General features: G+C 40.1%; 20 protein-coding genes. 9 read left to right on the forward strand and 11 right to left on the reverse strand.

What is annotated here, in order from left to right; translation table 11 throughout:
- A complete protein-coding gene (locus R1T16_RS09050; RefSeq protein ID WP_317500774.1) occupies positions 1 to 765 on the forward strand; it encodes a glycoside hydrolase family 16 protein in 765 nt (254 codons plus the stop codon).
- Between the two features lie 127 nt (positions 766 to 892).
- Here R1T16_RS09050 and R1T16_RS09055 read toward each other — a convergent pair whose 3' ends face one another.
- The 3 genes from R1T16_RS09055 to R1T16_RS09065 are packed head-to-tail and all read right to left on the reverse strand — an operon-like array spanning position 893 to position 2,707.
- Positions 893 to 1,390, reverse strand: coding sequence for a hypothetical protein (locus tag R1T16_RS09055; RefSeq protein WP_317500775.1), 498 nt, complete (start codon positions 1,388 to 1,390; stop codon positions 893 to 895).
- Between the two features lie 39 nt (positions 1,391 to 1,429).
- A complete protein-coding gene (locus tag R1T16_RS09060; RefSeq protein ID WP_317500776.1) occupies positions 1,430 to 1,930 on the reverse strand; it encodes a hypothetical protein in 501 nt (166 codons plus the stop codon).
- 12 nt (positions 1,931 to 1,942) lie between these two features.
- Positions 1,943 to 2,707, reverse strand: coding sequence for an MBL fold metallo-hydrolase (locus R1T16_RS09065; RefSeq protein ID WP_317500777.1), 765 nt, complete (start codon positions 2,705 to 2,707; stop codon positions 1,943 to 1,945).
- Between the two features lie 86 nt (positions 2,708 to 2,793).
- Between R1T16_RS09065 and R1T16_RS09070 the strand changes: the two genes are divergently transcribed.
- A complete protein-coding gene (locus tag R1T16_RS09070; protein ID WP_317500778.1) occupies positions 2,794 to 4,260 on the forward strand; it encodes a TonB-dependent receptor in 1,467 nt (488 codons plus the stop codon).
- An 18-nt stretch (positions 4,261 to 4,278) separates the two neighbouring features.
- Here R1T16_RS09070 and R1T16_RS09075 read toward each other — a convergent pair whose 3' ends face one another.
- Positions 4,279 to 5,166 carry an NAD(P)H-binding protein gene (locus R1T16_RS09075; RefSeq protein ID WP_317500779.1) on the reverse strand — a complete coding sequence of 296 codons (888 nt, stop codon included), beginning with the start codon at positions 5,164 to 5,166 and terminating at the stop codon, positions 4,279 to 4,281.
- A gap of 83 nt (positions 5,167 to 5,249) precedes the next feature.
- Between R1T16_RS09075 and R1T16_RS09080 the strand changes: the two genes are divergently transcribed.
- The 5 genes from R1T16_RS09080 to R1T16_RS09100 all read left to right on the forward strand — a co-directional run bounded on the left by R1T16_RS09080 (position 5,250) and on the right by R1T16_RS09100 (position 8,784).
- Positions 5,250 to 5,654, forward strand: coding sequence for a helix-turn-helix domain-containing protein (locus R1T16_RS09080; protein WP_317500780.1), 405 nt, complete (start codon positions 5,250 to 5,252; stop codon positions 5,652 to 5,654).
- A gap of 157 nt (positions 5,655 to 5,811) precedes the next feature.
- On the forward strand, positions 5,812 to 6,213 hold the full coding sequence (locus R1T16_RS09085) for a hypothetical protein (RefSeq protein ID WP_317500781.1): 402 nt from the start codon (positions 5,812 to 5,814) through the stop codon (positions 6,211 to 6,213).
- Positions 6,214 to 6,269: 56 nt separating this feature from the next.
- A complete protein-coding gene (locus R1T16_RS09090; RefSeq protein WP_317500782.1) occupies positions 6,270 to 7,034 on the forward strand; it encodes a 5'-methylthioadenosine/adenosylhomocysteine nucleosidase in 765 nt (254 codons plus the stop codon).
- A gap of 14 nt (positions 7,035 to 7,048) precedes the next feature.
- The gene (locus tag R1T16_RS09095) at positions 7,049 to 8,143 is read left to right on the forward strand and encodes a transglutaminase domain-containing protein (RefSeq protein WP_317500783.1); all 1,095 of its coding nucleotides are present in this window, start codon (positions 7,049 to 7,051) and stop codon (positions 8,141 to 8,143) included.
- A gap of 242 nt (positions 8,144 to 8,385) precedes the next feature.
- Positions 8,386 to 8,784 (forward strand): Ig-like domain-containing protein, encoded by a 399-nt coding sequence (locus tag R1T16_RS09100; RefSeq protein WP_317500784.1) that lies wholly within the window; start codon positions 8,386 to 8,388, stop codon positions 8,782 to 8,784.
- Here R1T16_RS09100 and bcp read toward each other — a convergent pair.
- A complete protein-coding gene (bcp, locus tag R1T16_RS09105) occupies positions 8,776 to 9,228 on the reverse strand; it encodes a thioredoxin-dependent thiol peroxidase (RefSeq protein WP_317500785.1) in 453 nt (150 codons plus the stop codon). The two genes, R1T16_RS09100 and bcp, sit on opposite strands and share 9 nt — an antisense overlap.
- A gap of 33 nt (positions 9,229 to 9,261) precedes the next feature.
- Here bcp and R1T16_RS09110 point away from each other — a divergent pair, with 33 nt between their 5' ends.
- Positions 9,262 to 9,933, forward strand: a complete 672-nt coding sequence (locus R1T16_RS09110; RefSeq protein WP_317500786.1) for an endonuclease III — start codon at positions 9,262 to 9,264, stop codon at positions 9,931 to 9,933.
- A 17-nt stretch (positions 9,934 to 9,950) separates the two neighbouring features.
- On the opposite strand, the gene R1T16_RS09115 is transcribed toward R1T16_RS09110, so the two are convergent.
- The 6 genes from R1T16_RS09115 to R1T16_RS09140 all read right to left on the reverse strand — a co-directional run bounded on the left by R1T16_RS09115 (position 9,951) and on the right by R1T16_RS09140 (position 15,085).
- Positions 9,951 to 10,097: a hypothetical protein gene (locus R1T16_RS09115; RefSeq protein WP_317500787.1), complete on the reverse strand. Its 147-nt coding sequence runs from the start codon at positions 10,095 to 10,097 to the stop codon at positions 9,951 to 9,953.
- Between the two features lie 58 nt (positions 10,098 to 10,155).
- Positions 10,156 to 10,740, reverse strand: coding sequence for an RNA polymerase sigma factor (locus R1T16_RS09120; RefSeq protein ID WP_317500788.1), 585 nt, complete (start codon positions 10,738 to 10,740; stop codon positions 10,156 to 10,158).
- Positions 10,741 to 11,102: 362 nt separating this feature from the next.
- The gene (locus R1T16_RS09125; protein ID WP_317500789.1) at positions 11,103 to 11,447 is read right to left on the reverse strand and encodes a DUF1905 domain-containing protein; all 345 of its coding nucleotides are present in this window, start codon (positions 11,445 to 11,447) and stop codon (positions 11,103 to 11,105) included.
- Positions 11,440 to 11,679, reverse strand: coding sequence for a hypothetical protein (locus R1T16_RS09130; protein WP_317500790.1), 240 nt, complete (start codon positions 11,677 to 11,679; stop codon positions 11,440 to 11,442). The genes R1T16_RS09125 and R1T16_RS09130 overlap by 8 nt, the downstream gene beginning before the upstream one ends.
- Entirely contained in the window at positions 11,679 to 12,572 is an 894-nt protein-coding gene (locus R1T16_RS09135; protein WP_317500791.1) for an LD-carboxypeptidase, read from the reverse strand. The genes R1T16_RS09130 and R1T16_RS09135 overlap by 1 nt, the downstream gene beginning before the upstream one ends.
- A 206-nt stretch (positions 12,573 to 12,778) precedes the next feature.
- Complete coding sequence (locus R1T16_RS09140; protein WP_317500792.1) at positions 12,779 to 15,085, reverse strand: hypothetical protein; 2,307 nt, start codon at positions 15,083 to 15,085, stop codon at positions 12,779 to 12,781.
- A gap of 118 nt (positions 15,086 to 15,203) precedes the next feature.
- Here R1T16_RS09140 and uvrA point away from each other — a divergent pair, with 118 nt between their 5' ends.
- Complete coding sequence (gene uvrA / locus R1T16_RS09145; protein WP_317500793.1) at positions 15,204 to 17,993, forward strand: excinuclease ABC subunit UvrA; 2,790 nt, start codon at positions 15,204 to 15,206, stop codon at positions 17,991 to 17,993.
- The last annotated feature ends 62 nt before the right edge of the window (positions 17,994 to 18,055 follow it).

The raw sequence follows: 18,055 nt of genomic DNA on the forward strand, positions 1-18,055 counted from the left end.
ATGAAAAGAATAGCACTACTGCTTCTTGCAACAGGTACGATAGCCTCTGCACAGGTAAAAAAAGGCAAACTGATATGGGAGGAGAATTTTGACGGCAAAAGCCTGAATGAAAAAATTTGGAACTATGAGCTTGGCGATGGCTGTCCTAACGTTTGCGGATGGGGCAACAACGAACGCCAGATCTATACCAAGACCAATCATGAGCTTAAAGACGGTAAGCTTATAATTACCGTGAAGAAAGAGGGCGATAAATATACCTCAACCCGAATTACAACAGCTGGAAAAAAAGAGTTTAAATACGGCTACATGGAAGCCCGTGCAAAACTGCCCGTAGGCCAGGGAATATGGCCTGCCTTCTGGATGCTGGGCGGTAACATAAAACAGGCGGGCTGGCCTCTTGCAGGCGAAATAGATATACTTGAATATGTAGGCAAAGAACCTGATATGGTCTATACTACCTTACATACAAAAGCCAATCACGGTGATCATGCCAGTTCAAAAAAAACGTTATTCCCTGATATTGAAGACGGTTATCATACGTATGGTGCCACCTGGACAGCTGAGTACATTGAATTTTTTGTAGACGGAAAATCGGTTTACAAATTTGAGCCGAAAGATAAATCCGTAGAGGTATGGCCATTTAACCAACCGTTTTATTTTATAGTAAATACCGCTGTGGGCGGCAACTTTGGCGGTCCTGAAGTTGATGATAACATTTTTCCGCAGGAATTCATCGTAGATTACATAAGGGTCTATGCAAACTAACAATACTTGTTTGATGTTGGGTTAGTACGGAAAGAAGGTTTTGCAAGGTCCTTCTTTATTTCACCATCAAAAAAAAATCCCATCAGCCGCGGCTGATGGGATTTTATATTTTCATAGGGAACAAGTCTTACTGTTGTTCTTCCCTGTCGTCTCCTGTAATTTGGCCTTCGGGAATTTCGGCGCCTGCATACAACAGTTGTCCGTCTTTCTTAAGGCTGTATTTTTTTTGCTGTTCAAGCAGCCAGTGTTTGTTTTTATAAGGAGCATTTTTGCCATCCCTTTCAAGCAATATCGGGTCATCGGTTTCCGGCAGGAATAATTCTGCCTTGTCTCCCCCATCAGCTTCAAAAACTACAAAGGCACTGGTTACTGCACTTTCATCTTTAAGTTCGTCGATGGTATTAAGGCGATAGCCCTCTTCTATAGGCCTGATACAATCTTTCCTGAGTTTAGACCACCTGTAGCCAGCCGACGTCACACAGCCGTGGGCATCTTTAACAGTACCTAAAACTACATTTTTACCGGTTGTATTAACATCTACTTCGTCGCGTTTGCGGTCCTTCAATATCTGATCGCACGAGCTGACAAACAATGCAGCGGCCAAAAGTAAAACCAGTTTTTTCATGCATGGAATTTATTAAGGATAGCTAATGTACAAAAAATATTAATATGGCTTGAACTCATATAAAACAGTATCTGCTCTTTCAAAAGATACAGATCCATCCTCTTCAATAAAATATTTCAGGATAACTTCTCCCCAGCGCAGGCCGTTAGAAAAATCGGCTATAACCCATCGGTGATTTAAAACCCTTATCTTGGCTATAGAGAACGGTTTACCGTCCATTGCAGGATATCCTATAAGCGGATTTCCGCCCGGAGTTATATTTTGTTTATAGATCTCGTCCCTCACTTTTATGGCGATGGCAGTTACATCCTGTCCTGCAAAATATTCTTTTGCATTAACGTCGTTCTCAAGTGTAAAATAATTTTCATTGGCCATCTTAACCTTTTCAGCCTTAAGGCTGTCTTTATCTGCCTTTACTTTAGTTTCCATTGCAGTTACACGCTCCTGTTCGTATTTCTGTTTACCTGTAAAGAACATATAGGTAAACACGTTGATAAGCAGCGAAAAAATAAAAAGGTATAAGAATAAATTCTTTTTCATTGTGTGTAGAGCTTATATAGTTATTTGTAGATTATCGTAGGCTAAAAATACATTTTCAGGAAGTTTTTTCTGCACTTCGGCATGAAAGCCCATTAAGGCGCTTATATGCGTAAGGTAGGCACGTTCGGGTTTCACCAGTTCAATAAAATCCAGCGCTTCCTGAAGGCTGAAATGTGTATTATGAGGCTCTTCACGCAATGCACTTACCACCAGCACCTTTACGCCTTTCAGTTTTTCAACTTCGGCCGGAGCGATGGTCTTAGCATCAGTGAGATAAGCAAAATCGCCTATCCTGTAGCCAAAGATGTCAAGGTCGCCGTGCATTACCCCTATTGGCACTATTGTCTGGCCTTTAAGTTCAAAGCTATGTCCTTCTTTTACCTCGTTTATGATTACCGCCGGTGCGCCCGGATACCTGTTTTCTTCCTCAAATATATATTCAAAACGTTTTTTGAGGCTTTCTATTACACGCTGTTGTGCATAAATAGGCATATCGCCCTGCATGAATACAAAAGGGCGTATATCGTCTATACCGGCTGTATGATCAGAATGTTCGTGGGTAAAGAGTATGCCGTCAAGCTTAACGCATTTTGAGGTAAGCATCTGCTGGCGAAAGTCGGGGCCGCAGTCTATGACGTACGAGGCATTGTTCCACTGTATCCAAACCGATACACGCAGGCGTTTATCATGGGGGTCGTTACTGAGACATACAGGATGAGTGCTCCCTATTACCGGTATGCCCTGCGATGTTCCTGTGCCTAAAAACCAAACTTTCAAAATAGGGTTATTTTTTACAAAAATAACATTATTTGTTTTATAAAATGTACTGAATGCCTAACTTTGCGATATATTCACTTTTTGCTATGAAATTAACTGATGACGACATAACCCTAAAGGGTGACAGGATAATTGAGCATGTGCCTTCTATAAAAGATAAAGCATTGCGCATTAACCTTAATGCAAACATTTACGGAACCTTTTCGGAAATTGGTGCAGGACAGGAAACTGTGCGCCACTTTTTCAGGTCCGGCGGGTCATCAGGAACTATTGCAAAAGCGATGTCGGCTTATGACAAAGATTTTAGCGACGCCATTTACGGCGTTGAGGAAGACGGACGCTATGTAACCGAAAGCCGCCTTAAAAAAATGCTAAGCCACGAGGTAAGAATTACCGAAGACAGGCTTAAACGCGACAAGCATCCTAATAAAGTTTTCTTTAGCTACGCCAATACGGTTGCTACGATAGATTTTGCCAAGCAGTTTAAAGGCCACGGATGGGTAGGAATCCGCTACCAGGTAGAGCCTGATGAAGATTACAACGAAATTACACTGCACATACGCTTTAAGGAAACCGATGCACGCCTTCAGCAGGAAACACTGGGTATACTGGGTGTAAACCTTATTTATGGTGCATTTTACAAATACAACGATGCCAAGAAACTTTTGCGCTACCTGTACGACCATCTGGACAAAGACCAGCTGGAAATAGATACCATAAACTTTTCGGGGCCGCGTTTTGCCGATGTAGATAACAGGCTTATGAGCCTTCAGCTGGTTAAGAACGGAATGACCGATGCCGTAATGTTTGACCCGCAGGGCCATAACGTACTGCCGGCTTCTGTACTTTACAAGAAAAACATTCTTGCCCTTAGGGGTAGTTTCCGTCCGGTTACAAAGGTAAACATGGACATGTATGAGAAGTCATATAAAATGTTCCTTGAAGAAAATAAAGTAGACAGGGATAAAGCACTTGTGGTATTTGAGATTACGCTTTCTAACCTTCGTTCTGAAGGCGAAATTGATGAGCGTGACTTTATGGACCGTGCCGAGCTCCTTTGCTCGCTGGGACAAACTGTAATGATATCTAACTTCCAGGAATATTACAAAGTGGTTGAATATTTCTCAAGCTACACTAAAGCCCGTATGGGACTTGCCATGGGTGTAAGCAATCTTGTAGATATTTTTGACGAGAAATATTACCGACACCTGAGCGGCGGTATACTTGAGGCTTTTGGTAAGTTGTTTTACCGTGACCTTAAAGTATTCGTATACCCTATGAAAGATGAAGAAGGACAGGTAATAGACTCTGAAAACCTAAAGGTGCATCCGCGAATGAAAGAGCTCTATAAGTTCTTTAAATTCAATGGTAAGGTAATTGACATTGAAGAAGTAGACCCTGACAATCTTGATATCTTCTCTCGTGAAGTACTTAAAATGATAAACAAAGGCAAATCAGGCTGGGAAGAGATGCTGCCGCCGGGTATTGCAGAAGTGATAAAGGAAAATCATTTGTTTGGTTACGATCCTAAAAAATTAATAGAGCAGCCGTAAGGCTGCTCTATGCTTTTACTATTTGTTATAGATTGCACCAAGCTCTCTGGCAAATTCTGCAAACTTTCGGTGTCCGTAAACATTGGCTTTATCAGCATGATATTGTTCCCATATATCTCCCTTACCTACTGCCCTGCCCATTTCGGCAAAATTATCGGCCATGTGCTGAGAGAAGCCTCCCTGCATGATACCCTGCTTCAGTTGTTCGTCGTCAAACACGACCCACGGTAAATTTGGCTTACCAAGCGCATTTCCTAACGTTTGTGCAAGTTCGCCTCCCGTTAATTCATCGCTCACTACATATTTGATCTGCTTACCGCTGAAAGACAAAGCATCAAGAGCCTGGGCAGCAGCATCGGCAATATCATGAGGATGCGTCATGGCAATAACCGCAGAAGCTTCAAAGTTATTACCCATGAAACCCATACGCTGAATCATACCCACGCTGCCATGCTGGTTAGTATAAAACATACCCGGGCGCAGATGCAGTACATTTACACCTTCAAGCTCATTAAGCCTTCCTTCAGAATAGTAAAACGCACTCGATGGCCCGTTGCCTTCAGGGCTCTGTGCCCCTATCCCACTCAGGTTGGCCACATATTTTACACCTGTAGCTTCTGTAGCACGGGCATAGATATTAGACAATGTCTTCATTTCTGCCTTAAGGTCGTTAGTCTGTGCATTGGGGGGTATCATTACATACACGGCATCGGCACCTGTAAACGCCTTAACAACAAAATCGTAATCGTATAATGACCCCACCGCCGGAATTGCGTTAAGCTCTTCTATCGCCGAAGCTTTGTCGGGGTTATGTGTTATTACTGTAACGGTATGTCCTTTATCTATCAATTGTTCTGTAAGCCTTTTGCTTATATTGCCTAAAGAACCTGTAACTGTAATTTTCATTTGTTTTTAATTTTAATTAATGATGGAACAAATGTATATTTGTACTTACTTTTATACAAGTACTTACCCTAAAGTATGTATCTATGACACAAATTAAAGAAAGCTCTACCATACAGGAAAACAAACGTTTTGCCCACGAGGAATGCCCTGTAACCTATGTTATGGAAAAGATAGGCGGTTACTGGAAACCAATCATTTTGTTCCACCTGCTAACGGGGGCGAAAAGATACGGAGAATTGCGTAAGGCCATCCCTGCAATTACAGAAAAAATGCTGATACAGCACCTCAAGCAGCTGGAGACTGATAACCTGGTGGTTCGCACGGCACTGCCGGTTGTACCGCCGCATGTTACCTATAGCCTAACTGAAATGGGCAGTGCTTTAGGCCCTGTGCTTTACGGAATGGGAGAATGGGCCATTAAAGACAGTATGGCCAACAACAAACCTTTCTTTAAAGATTTGAAAGATTTTCCGAAACAGGGAGTCTAAAAACATCTCTTATGAGCTGTGTGTATTAAATCTTACATCTAAACAATCCTTCCTACGTAAAACAGCATAATCAAAAATAATTAAAACAGGTATTTTTACGTAAAGCCACGCCACCGCTATGTTTTAGCTTTGTACTACCAACTAAAACATACCTACTATGACAAGGCAGATCCTTGAAACATTAACGGCTTCCAGGCACATTTATAATGAATTGATGGCTAGCTCAAAGCTGAATGGCAACCTCCGCGAAAAAGCGCGGGCGACGTATGAAAATGAGTTTAACAGAGGCATGAATATCATAATTGACCTCGTAAATGTCTGCCTGAAAAAAAACGCTTTCCCGCCTGTTAACAGCCCTGATGATGCGATACAACTCATACTTACAGAGGACAGCCTCATTGAGAAAATTTCCTTCATCAGTAACTACAATGAACCAATAGGAAGTGATATTGAAATTACGGGACAGCAACAATTACAGGAAGCTGTAAACCACTTGTCTGAAGCAAAGAAAAGCATGGTGGGCTATCATGGCCTTGCTAAAATGACAGGACAGGTTTAAAACGGCTTATACAAGTATATTTAAACTCTTTATATTTGTCCTGCTAAAGCATATTTATGACAGGAAAAACTATTGGCATTATGGGTGCCATGCCACAGGAAATAGACGGCGTTACCGCCTTGCTAAACAATCCGGTGCGCAGGGTTATCGGGATGAGATCCTATACATCGGGCACTATAAACGGCATTAATACCGTGGTTGTGTTTTCGCGCTGGGGCAAGGTAGCAGCTGCTGCGACTGCTGCCACATTAATCCACGTTTTTAATGTTGACGAAATTATCTTTACAGGTGTTGCAGGTGCAATAGACCATTCGCTAAATGTTGGCGACATAGTAATTGCCAAAAGGCTTTACCAGCACGATATGGACGCCCGCCCACTGATGCAGCAGTTTGAGGTTCCGTTATTAGGTAAGACCTTTTTTGAATGCGACGACAGCAAATTAAACAAAATTAGAGAAGCCATCAGTCCGCTTATCATCGACGGTATACTGAAAGATAGAATCGGCGCAGATGTACTGGCTCAGTTTGGTATTAGCACCCCTAACCTGCATATTGGCGATATTGCCAGTGGTGACCAATTCTTTGCTAACAATGAACAAAAGGCCACGCTTCAGGCGGCATTGCCCACAATACTCTGTGTAGAAATGGAAGGCGCTGCAGTGGCTCAGGTATGTTTTGAGCATAAAGTTGCATTCACGATCATAAGAACAATATCTGACGCTGCCGACGAGCAGTCGCATATTGATTTCCCAAGGTTTATTGAGGAAGTATCGAGTAAATATTCGGTGTGTATAATTAAACAGTTGTATAACACTAATTAATCTAAACCTTCCTAATGAAAAACATTCTGCTAGCAGCATTTATATTTGTGTATTCATTCGCTTTTTCGCAAGATGCAGCTACCGAAGAATACTACGTATATCCTGTCAGTCCGTATGCTGCCATAGACAGTCTTGCTAAAAAAGTAGAATACAAAGACGACATTAGGCTTTTGTCGTACGAACTTACGAAAAACTATTCCACACAGCTGGAAAAGGCGCGGGCAATTTTTATATGGGTAACTCATAACATCGCTTACGATTATAAGGTGCTCAACAAAAAGAAGCTAAAAAGGGATTTCTTTGAATGCAAAAAGAAAGAGAACTGCAATATAGAATATGCCAAATGGGAAGATAATTACCTTAAAAAAGTAATACGTAACCGTAAAGGTATTTGCGATGGCTATGCCCGTTTATTCAAAAAGTTGTGTGACCATGCCGGTATACAGGGATCTTTAGTTAACGGCTACACAAAAAGCAGGCCCGAAGAGATAGGTAAAATGGGTAGGCTTAACCACTCGTGGAACGTAATGCTTATTGACGGAAAGTATTATTACCTTGACGCCACCTGGGCTGCGGGAGGCTGTGCCAGGAACAAAAAAGGCAAATATGTAAAGTTTTATCCACACTTTGAAGAATACTACTGGCTTACGCCGATAGAAAAAATGTCTCGCGACCATTTTCCGGCCGATGAAGAATGGATACGCGATAAGCCTTATGAAACCGCAAAGAAAACATACAGAGACAATGCCTACATTGGCCAGACCGAAATACAAAGACTTGACATTTTAAGTCCCGATAGCGGTATCCTCAATGTATGCGAGGGCGATACCATAAAAATCAGGTTTAGGTATCACAAGAGGCTGTTTCGCCATTTACAGGTAAACACTAATATTAAATCGAACCCAAACCCATGGAAATGGAGTGATGATCATCAAAGCCTCGATCCTGATATTCTTGAAGAACAACAATACATACCCTTTAAGTTTGACCTGAAAAGCGACAGCTATAGTTTTACCTACGTAGTTGACAGCAAAAAACTGAAACATATTGATGTGCTTATTGACTATCGACATGCCCTGCGGTTCAAGATAAACGTGATGAAACCCTAACGAACTAAAATATTTAATTTTTAAATAATTGATATTTCCTTTTGACTGCCGAAAAAGGCACTTTATCGGCGACGTAATATTATAACACCGTTAGTCGTTATCAATCTTACTATTACGGTTTTGTACTACAAAATATCTAAATGTTAATTATTTGTTTAAAAAACAGGTAAAAATACGTAGTTGTATTATAAAAAATTCACGATATTTGTACTATAGATTATCCCCCAAAAATCTACCCCATCATGGCAATTACAAGGCAAACTGGCACAGCCAAAGGCACATTCAGATTTTCCCCTGCCAATCCAACGATTGACGCATCGGAACTGTCATCAAACGGAGAATTTAAATTTACCGTGACAGCCAACATAAAAGACAGCGCAGGCAAACCTGCCGCAAATGAACGAGTACGGTTCTCCGTTCCTACTTTTCCATCATGGCTTACTATAGCCGAAGTTATAGGCATAACCAATGATACCGGAAACGTAACCCTGACTGTAAAAGGCAGGATTACAGGAAATTCTGAAAACGGCTATGTAAACTTTTCGCTGGTAAACAGCAGCACACCCGAACGCAATGGTTCAGGAATGCTTGCCTTTACCGGAAAACCTTCTGGCGGAATGAAGCGCCTGTTCTTATTTTAACAGCTGCGCAGTATGCTCTTTGGTCTTAACGGCAGTAATTACCTCATCTATAATCCCGTTCTCATCTATCACAAAAGTGGCACGTTTGATGCCGTCAAATAGTTTACCCATAAACTTTTTAGGACCCCATACACCAAACGCATTGATCACGCTTTTGTCTTCATCGGCAAGCAGCGGGAAAGGCAGCTCGTACTTTTCTTTAAACTTTGTCTGTTTCGCCTGGCTATCGGCACTTACCCCAAGCAGTTCATAGTTCTGTGCCTGAAAACGGTGGTAATTATCACGCAGGTCGCAGGCCTCAGCCGTACAGCCTGGTGTGCTCGCCTTTGGGTAAAAGAAAACAACAAGTTTTTTTCCTTTATAGTCGGCAAGCTTATGTGTTTTGCCATCCTGGTCAACTCCCGAAAAATCAGGAGCTTTATCTCCTTTTGTAAGTGTTGTCATATATGTATATTTGTAAAGCTAAAATACACCAAAATGACCAAAGCGCAAAAGGTACAGTTCGTAATGGACACCCTTTACGAGATATATCCTACAATCCCAATACCTTTAGACCATAAAGACCCTTATACCCTGCTTATTGCAGTATTGATGAGTGCACAAAGCACCGATGTACGTGTAAACCAGATCACTCCCCTGTTGTTTGCAAAGGCAGATAATCCGTATGATATGATCAAGATGACGGTAGAGGAAATAAGGGAGATAATTAAACCTGTGGGGCTTTCGCCGATGAAGGCCAAAGGCATACATGGACTTTCGCATATCCTTATCGATAAACACAACGGCGAAGTGCCGCAAAGTTTTGAGGCTTTGGAAGAATTACCTGCTGTAGGCCATAAAACAGCAAGTGTGGTTATGAGCCAGGCATTTAACGTACCTGCATTTCCGGTAGACACGCATATTCACCGACTGATGTACCGCTGGGGATTTACCAATGGCAAAAACGTGGTTCAGACCGAGAAAGATGCCAAGCGACTTTTCCCTGAAGAAAAATGGAATGAGCTGCATCTCCAGATCATTTGGTACGGACGCGAATATTCGCCGGCGCGGGGCTGGGATCTTAAAAAAGACATTATTACCGCAACGATTGGCCGAAAATCGGTACTGGAAGAGTATGAAAACAAAGCCGTAAAAAAAAACTCCCGTTAGCTCGCGGGAGGTTTTTCTTAATTAGACATATTCTCGTATGTTCCGTTAGACGTCTTAACTATTTTCAATGCTTTTGAGTAGTTAAGGATAAAATCTATAGTTTCTTTTTTAGGTAACATTGTTGGAGAAGCTGCTGATTTTTTTTTAGAGTAAAGTTTTGCCATGTATAGGTTTTGTTTGTTATGTTTTCCTATACAACGCAACGCAGCGTCTTTATATTGCCTAGTTGGTCAAAATAATTTTATTTTTTTCTATAACTTTTCTAAGATTCATCAGCGCATACCTCATCCTTCCAAGGGCTGTGTTAATGCTAACCCCTGTCATGTCTGCGATTTCCTTAAAGCTAAGGTCCTGGTAAATCCTCATTTGAAGTACCTCTTTCTGATCATCAGGAAGTTCTTCAATAAGCCTTTGCAAGTCGTTTTCCACCTGTTCTGTTATGATCCTGTTCTCTACGTTAGGGCTGTTGTCTGTCATAATAGAGAAGATAGAAAACTCCTCTGTTTCACGAAACATTGGCATTTTTTTGTTTCTCCTGAAATGATCTACAATAAGGTTGTGCGAAATACGCATTACCCATGGCAGGAACTTACCCTCTTCGTTATACGAATTAGACTTAAGTGTTTTTATTACTTTGATAAAAGTATCCTGAAAGATATCGTCAGCAATATCCCTGTCGGTAACTTTTGAGTAGATAAAACCGTAAATTTTTGATTGGTGTCTGGTGATAAGTACAGAAAGAGCATTTTCGTCTCCATCTACATAATTTTTAACCAGAACTGCGTCGGGGATTACAACATTAGCCATAGCAAATACTTTTTAGTTTTTTTGAATTTGGTTTCGGTAAAACAGAACTTTATGGGTTCGCTAAAAAGTAGTTTTTTGTATAGGCGATGTTAATTTTGAATTAATTATAAGCCAAATATAATATAAATAAAATATAAAATGCAACACTCAGTGTAAATTTTAACATTATTTGCACAATATAAAGCAAATCTCAGCATATTATGAGGTGTTTTCAACATATCACAATACTATTGTTAAACTATTCGTTTCCCGTGTTTTAGTTTAAAAATAATTTTAACAATCCTTTCCTTAATGGTTTCTTTACGTTTGGCAGAAAAAATATGTTGTATACACATCTTTTGCTCCCATTGTTTATAGCTTTTTTAGATTTCCAATAGGCCTTCATCTATTAAGCGCTCCTTAAAATCATCCGGGATCTGAAAAACCGAATCGTCTTTATACAATCTGATATGTACATAATCACCTTCCTCCCTGCCTATAGTCTTTCTTATTTCGGCCTTAACAGCGAGAATAAGATTGCCGTTACCAAAAGGCATAAGGCTCACGCCGCTAATTTCATAACTGTCAATAACACCTTTAACCTTAACAAGTCTAAAAGCAGCTTCTTTATTCTTCTCTATTTCAGGCAGGGCAACGTATGTCCAACCGCCTTTACTGGAAAAACGTTCTAATTGGTATTCTTTATCGGTAAGCAGCATATCATTCATACACTCTTGCAGCTAATAACATTTGAGCAAAAAGTTTCCACGAAGGTTTATCATTATTAGCTTTGTAATTATAACCATATAATCCATCTAAGAATGATTCTAAAGTATCATTATCCCATACTTTGGACTTATGAGTAGCATAATTATTTCGAAGTTCCTCAAGAAATTTTTCAAAATCAGATCTGGTGACTATTTTTTCACAAAGCTCATAGATGACATTACTTTCTTCCATTATATTTCAAAGCTAATTTTAATATTATTACCAGTTTCAGATATCCTAATAGTTTGCCCCATAATAAGTGCCCTGTTATCCTCTGAATGCCCGGAAGGGAACCCAAAGTAAACCGGACAATCAAAATGCTCTAACGTTATCTCTCTGTCGTTTCTGCCGAATGGAATCGTAGAATCTTTAATATCTATCATATCGCCAATGATGACTGCTTTAAGGTTAGTCAGTTTTCCTGCCCTTTTAAGTGAGATAAGCATACGGTCGTAATGGTAGAGGTATTCGTCGATATCCTCTATAAAAAGTATCTTATCGGTAGTGTCAATATCCGATGCTGATCCTGCCACAGCATACAGAATAGAAAGGTTACCGCCTACGAGCATACCTTCTATACTATCACCCGCCCTGTTTTCAGGCTGAACCGGAATACTGTAGCTAAGGCTTTCGCCGAAGAGTGCTGTTCGTATTGTTTCAGAGGATGCCGCATTGCTTTTAGGAATTCCCTGAAGCATTACAGAATGCAGGCTTTGGATGCCAAAATTATGGACATGGCAATGCAGCAGTGTAATATCGCTATAACCTACCAGCCATTTTGGACTGGCCTTAAACGCTGTCCAGTCGACAGCATCAATAATACGCATTGTGCCATAGCCGCCCTTAGTAAAAAAGATGGCTTTTAGAGATGTATCATCCAGCATCTGCTGAAAGTCGGCGAGCCTTTGCGCATCCGTTCCTCCAAGGAAACCGTCGGTTTCAAAGGCGTTTCGGCCTATTACAGGCTCAAGTCCCCAGCTTTTAAGCAGGGCGAGGCCGTCGTTTATTTCGTGCAGTTCGCAACGTTTTGCGGTGCTTACAACCCCGACTTTATCGCCTGGGGAAAGGTATGGTGGTGTTTGCATTTTTAATCTAAAATAACTGAATCAGTATGAGTTAAATTGTTTGTTGCAATGGCCAATGATCTCATTATTGCTCTATTTTCCAGGAGCAGTTTTATGGGCTAAACCCCTATCAGGAATTATCCTGAATTTATCAGGGACAGTACTTATAAGGTTCTGGAAGCGGTTAATTGGCATAATTTATTTATTCAGATATTCTAAAGTATTAATTAATTCTCTTTGTGTTTCTTTCTCGGGTAATTTTTCCAATAAGATTGATAATTTGACTTTTCCAGATATGAAAAAGTAACAGGATGATTTGTATAACCGAGCATTATAGATTTAATACAGACCAACGGCTTATATAAACTTGGTAAATGCGAACCTCGAAGCTCGGATGAACTAAAAAATTGAATTTCATTACCTTTATAATTATAAACAAATATTTTTTTTCTGTTATATTCATCATTATGAAACTTCTTAAATAAATAAACATCTGGATAAATCCCTTCGTTTTCTAAGATTGAAAAGCATTTTTCAATTGAAGTAATTGCAGTAAGTATTTCGTCTTGAAGAGGAAAATCTTCACGTTGATGCTGTAATTTATTTCTAATATCCATAATTTTTCCTTTTCCAGATTCGGTAGGTACTAAAGATAATATTTCTTTTAACTTTGAATAATTGGATGGCGAGATATCTAATATAAATTTTTTATGCTCAAAAGGAAATATTTTTAAGGGATCTTCCTGATAAAAACTTGGAAATTCTTTTTTAGGCCTTTTATATTTGGTACTATCACTTATAATACTATCACATTTTTTTAATAGAGCGCTAAATCCATGAATTAGAGGATACAAAGTGTTTTTACCTGATAAGTCTAATTTTAAAAATTCATTATTTGTATATTCATAATTATCCAATTCGTTTACCATAAATTGTCTCGCATCTTCATAAATGTATTTAAACTTGGTATCGATATAATGATCTGAAAGTAATGCCCAAGTAACAAAAGACAAAGATTGTTGTAATATTTCTTCCATAGAAACAAACAAATTAACAGCACTACTTCTTATTCTTGCTTTATCGCTTTCATTATAAATATTCGAAAGAAGTACGTCGTTTTTGAAAGCACTTAAATTCTTCCAAAATATTGCTAAAAAATTCGGATATAAATTTATTTCATAACCCAATTTCCAAGCTATTTTTTCTACTAATCTTTTCTCTTCTTCAACATTATTATGAGCTTCAAATTTTCCTAAAAGAAGTTTTGATGCTCTTTCTAATTGTGTAGGGCCGTTTAATATTATCTCATTAATTATCTTTAAAGGATCATCTTCATAAATATACATATCAAGCTTTTGATCTAAACTTAATGATTGATCAAAGCGCCTTAAGCTCCAATTCAAATTTTCTCTAAGTGGAGAATCGTTATAAATATCTTTTAATAATTTTTTTAATTTTAAATTTGCAATATTATTCGCATTTGAGTTTACTCTAATTCCTAATTTGTTGCATTGTAGATAAGTGTCATAATGTCCATATTCATGGAATATATATGAAGACCTCACTTCAGTATTAGGGATAATTATATCACCTTCAAAAATTAAGTCTTCGATATGTCTAAATAAAGTTTTATTATCACAAATCAACAAGACATTTAAGCACTCATCCTTTGATAATGTTCTACATATTTCTTCAGCAGAGCCTTTTTTAAACTTTGAGGGTAATAAATCGCGAATAGATTCCTTTTTCAACAATCTTGATACTATACTCCTATGCTCTTCTGCACCAAAAGCATTAACAATTAATTCATATAGCCCCTCTAACGAATAAGGATCATAATACTCCCCCTTGTAGCGAGTGATTACTGGTGTAATGTTGAAGAGTTCTTTATCATCATTATAAATATCTATATCGTCCAAAATTCCTAGAATTTTACTGTCATCAGAATTATTCAAGGTAGCTTTATGAAATGACGGGCAAGAAGGATCAGGGCAATGCCAAAGGTGAATCTCATTTGTTGGCATTATTCTTCTATTAGTAGTACTTTTAGTTATACCTAACGGCCCAATGATTAAATTCTCAATTTGAAAAACGCCTTTAGATGTATTTTCTAAAAGTCTAACTGTATCCTGAAATGATAAATCCTCTTCTTGGTTATTAAATTCATCAAAATATTTATCATAAAGTTCTTTTCCATAGATCCATGGATATTTGATTTTGTTTTGACTAATCCAATTTTCAATAAGTAAATAAAGATTCTCTATATCGAATTTTTCGATATCAAAATAAAGTTTATCGTAATAAAAATCAAAAAAAATAGCTAAATAAATTACGCAATTATTTACTGCTGGATTTTCTTTCTTTAAATAATTAAATAACTTATTACCAGTTGGTGTAAGATTCAACTGAAAATTAATATTATCTGCAAAATTGTCATCTAAAATAATACAGTGTCTTAATGCGTGAGAAATATTATATAATTCATTTAATCTACTTATATAAGCTGTATCCTTGAGGTGTTTTTTTAATATCATCTTTGATTATTTAACTCAAATATAAGAAATCTCTCTCTTCATTAATAAAAAATCCGTTTCATTTCCCTTAACAAAATTGTGCCTGTAAATCCGTATCTTTGCCTATTCAAATTTTGCCATGATAAAGACCGATTTTTCTAAATTAGAGCCTAAGAAAAACATACTTATAAAAGGTGCGCAGCTGCACAACCTCAAGAACATAGATGTTGCCATTCCGCGAAATAAGTTGGTGGTGGTTACGGGGCTTTCGGGTTCGGGTAAGTCGAGCCTCGCGTTTGACACCCTCTATGCCGAGGGCCAGCGTCGCTATGTGGAGAGCTTATCGAGCTACGCACGCCAGTTCCTTGGCCGCCTTGACAAGCCTAAGGTAGAATACATTAAAGGTATTGCGCCCGCTATTGCCATCGAGCAAAAGGTAAACACAACCAATGCCCGTTCTACCGTAGGCACCAGCACCGAGATCTATGACTACATGAAACTGCTTTTCGCACGTATTGGGCGCACCTACTCGCCTGTTTCAGGACGTGAGGTAAAAAAGCATACCGTTACTGATGTAATGAACGAAGTCAAAGCTTTTGAAGCTGACAGCCGTTGGTTGCTGCTTGCGCCCGTGCATATAGAGAAAGGCCGTACGCTAGACGAAAAACTTGGCGTATTGCTGCAGCAGGGTTTTGCCCGTGTTCTGGTAGATAACGAAACCACCCGCCTGGACGAACTTCCGGGTGTTGACCTTGCCAATAAAGAAGTCCTTCTTGTGGTAGACCGATTGGTAGTGAAAGACGAGGAGGAATTCTACAACCGCCTTGCCGATGCCGTACAGAGCGCTTTTTACGAAGGTAAGGGCGAACTGTTCCTTCAGGAAGTGACTACCGGTAACCGAATGGCGTTCAGCAATAATTTTGAACTGGACGGCATTACCTTCCCTGAGCCTAACGTACACCTTTTCAGCTTCAACAATCCGTATGGGGCCTGCCCTGCCTGCGAAGGTTATGGCAGCATCATTGGCATTGATGAAGAACTTGTTGTGCCTAATACCGCCCTTTCGGTATACGAAAATGCCATTTACCCGTGGCGTGGCGAAAGCATGGGGTACTACCGCGACCAGTTGGTTAACAACGGGCACAAGTTTGACTTCCCTGTGCATAAGCCATACTTCCAGTTATCGGAAACCGACAGGCAGCTGATATGGACCGGCAACAAATACTTTACCGGACTGAACGATTTCTTTGCCGAACTGGAAGAGAAAAACTATAAGATACAAAACCGTGTGATGCTGTCACGCTACCGCGGAAAAACAAAATGTCCTACCTGCAAAGGCAAACGCCTGAGGACGGAAACGAATTATATAAAAGTGGGCAACCACACGATATCTGATCTTGTTGACCTGCCTATCAAGAACCTGGCAGACTTCTTTGCCAAACTGGAACTTGGTGAGTTTGACCTTAAAGTGGCAAAACGCCTGCTGATAGAGATCAACAACCGCTTGAGCTTTCTTCAGGAAGTGGGGCTTGATTACCTTACGCTTAACCGACGTTCGGCTACGCTTTCAGGCGGAGAGTCGCAGCGTATCAACCTGGCTACCTCTATGGGTAGCAGCCTTGTGGGTTCGATGTACATTCTGGATGAGCCGAGTATCGGCCTGCACCCAAAAGATACAGAAAGGCTTATTACAGTCCTGGAAGGCCTTCGCAACCTGGGCAATACCGTTATTGTGGTAGAGCACGACGAGGACATCATGAAAAAAGCCGACATGATCATAGACATTGGCCCTGAAGCGGGTACATACGGCGGTCAGCTTGTGGCACAGGGCACGTATGATGAAATCCTGAAATCAGATTCGCTTACCGCGAAATACCTGAATGGCGAACTTGAGATTAGCGTTCCTAAAAAACGCCGTAAGTTCAAGCACCATATTGATGTTATCGGCGCACGCGAAAACAACCTTAAGAATATAGATGTCACTTTTCCGTTAGACTGCCTTACCGTGATTACGGGTGTTTCAGGCAGCGGCAAGAGTACACTGGTTAAAAAAATATTATTCCCAGCCCTTCAGAAAAAACTGGATGGCGTGGGCGAAAAGGCCGGGCAGTTCACCGAACTACAGGGCAGTTACAGCCATATAAAACATATTGAGTACGTAGACCAGAACCCTATCGGGCGCAGTTCGCGTTCCAATCCTGTGACGTATATTAAGGCGTATGACGATATCCGTGACCTGTTCTCGAAACAAAAACTGTCGCAGGTGCGTGGTTACCAGAGCAAACATTTCTCGTTTAACGTAGATGGCGGACGCTGCGAAACCTGTAAAGGCGAAGGCGAAGTAACCATCGAGATGCAGTTCATGGCAGACGTTCACCTTGAGTGCGAAACCTGCAATGGCAAGCGCTTTAAGAAAGAAGTGCTTGAGGTTACCTTTGAAGGCAAAAACATAGACGATATCCTTACCATGACCATTGACGACGCCGTGTCGTTCTTCAGTGAGCACAAGCAAACCAAGATTATGACCAAACTTCAGCCTTTACAGGATGTGGGCTTAGGGTATGTTCAGCTTGGTCAGTCATCGTCTACCCTTTCGGGTGGTGAGGCGCAGCGTATCAAGCTGGCATCGTTCCTTGTAAAGGGCGCGACAAAAGATAAAGTCCTTTTTGTGTTTGACGAACCTACTACGGGTCTGCATTTCCATGATATCAAGAAGCTTTTGGCTTCGTTTGAAGCATTGTTAGATAAAGGGCATTCTATTATTGTTATTGAGCATAACCTTGACCTTATCAAGTGTGCTGATTATATTATTGACATTGGTCCTGAAGGCGGTGAGAACGGCGGCCATTTGGTGGCTTTCGGCACACCGGAAGAAGTGGCGAAGAATCCTAAATCAGTTACGGGAGAATATTTGAGGGAGAAATTGTAATTTTTGGTTGCCAGTTGATGGTTGCCCTCAAGTCTGAGGTTCTGTCATTTCGACCGGAATGA

Source organism: Flavobacterium sp. DG1-102-2 (genome assembly GCF_033042555.1).
GTDB lineage: Bacteria > Bacteroidota > Bacteroidia > Flavobacteriales > Flavobacteriaceae > Flavobacterium.

What these genes read in the sequence shown, in the direction of transcription:
- R1T16_RS09100 (WP_317500784.1), top strand. Translation starts at nt 8,386, where the DNA reads ATGGCAATTACAAGGCAAACTGGCACAGCCAAAGGCACATTCAGATTT.
- R1T16_RS09080 (WP_317500780.1), top strand. Translation starts at nt 5,250, where the DNA reads ATGACACAAATTAAAGAAAGCTCTACCATACAGGAAAACAAACGTTTT.
- R1T16_RS09055 (WP_317500775.1), bottom strand. Translation starts at nt 1,390, where the DNA reads ATGAAAAAACTGGTTTTACTTTTGGCCGCTGCATTGTTTGTCAGCTCG.
- R1T16_RS09135 (WP_317500791.1), bottom strand. Translation starts at nt 12,572, where the DNA reads ATGCAAACACCACCATACCTTTCCCCAGGCGATAAAGTCGGGGTTGTA.
- uvrA (WP_317500793.1), top strand. Translation starts at nt 15,204, where the DNA reads ATGATAAAGACCGATTTTTCTAAATTAGAGCCTAAGAAAAACATACTT.
- R1T16_RS09125 (WP_317500789.1), bottom strand. Translation starts at nt 11,447, where the DNA reads ATGAATGATATGCTGCTTACCGATAAAGAATACCAATTAGAACGTTTT.
- R1T16_RS09090 (WP_317500782.1), top strand. Translation starts at nt 6,270, where the DNA reads ATGACAGGAAAAACTATTGGCATTATGGGTGCCATGCCACAGGAAATA.
- R1T16_RS09060 (WP_317500776.1), bottom strand. Translation starts at nt 1,930, where the DNA reads ATGAAAAAGAATTTATTCTTATACCTTTTTATTTTTTCGCTGCTTATC.
- R1T16_RS09095 (WP_317500783.1), top strand. Translation starts at nt 7,049, where the DNA reads ATGAAAAACATTCTGCTAGCAGCATTTATATTTGTGTATTCATTCGCT.
- R1T16_RS09115 (WP_317500787.1), bottom strand. Translation starts at nt 10,097, where the DNA reads ATGGCAAAACTTTACTCTAAAAAAAAATCAGCAGCTTCTCCAACAATG.
- R1T16_RS09110 (WP_317500786.1), top strand. Translation starts at nt 9,262, where the DNA reads ATGACCAAAGCGCAAAAGGTACAGTTCGTAATGGACACCCTTTACGAG.
- R1T16_RS09140 (WP_317500792.1), bottom strand. Translation starts at nt 15,085, where the DNA reads ATGATATTAAAAAAACACCTCAAGGATACAGCTTATATAAGTAGATTA.
- R1T16_RS09075 (WP_317500779.1), bottom strand. Translation starts at nt 5,166, where the DNA reads ATGAAAATTACAGTTACAGGTTCTTTAGGCAATATAAGCAAAAGGCTT.
- R1T16_RS09085 (WP_317500781.1), top strand. Translation starts at nt 5,812, where the DNA reads ATGACAAGGCAGATCCTTGAAACATTAACGGCTTCCAGGCACATTTAT.
- bcp (WP_317500785.1), bottom strand. Translation starts at nt 9,228, where the DNA reads ATGACAACACTTACAAAAGGAGATAAAGCTCCTGATTTTTCGGGAGTT.
- R1T16_RS09070 (WP_317500778.1), top strand. Translation starts at nt 2,794, where the DNA reads ATGAAATTAACTGATGACGACATAACCCTAAAGGGTGACAGGATAATT.
- R1T16_RS09120 (WP_317500788.1), bottom strand. Translation starts at nt 10,740, where the DNA reads ATGGCTAATGTTGTAATCCCCGACGCAGTTCTGGTTAAAAATTATGTA.
- R1T16_RS09050 (WP_317500774.1), top strand. Translation starts at nt 1, where the DNA reads ATGAAAAGAATAGCACTACTGCTTCTTGCAACAGGTACGATAGCCTCT.
- R1T16_RS09130 (WP_317500790.1), bottom strand. Translation starts at nt 11,679, where the DNA reads ATGGAAGAAAGTAATGTCATCTATGAGCTTTGTGAAAAAATAGTCACC.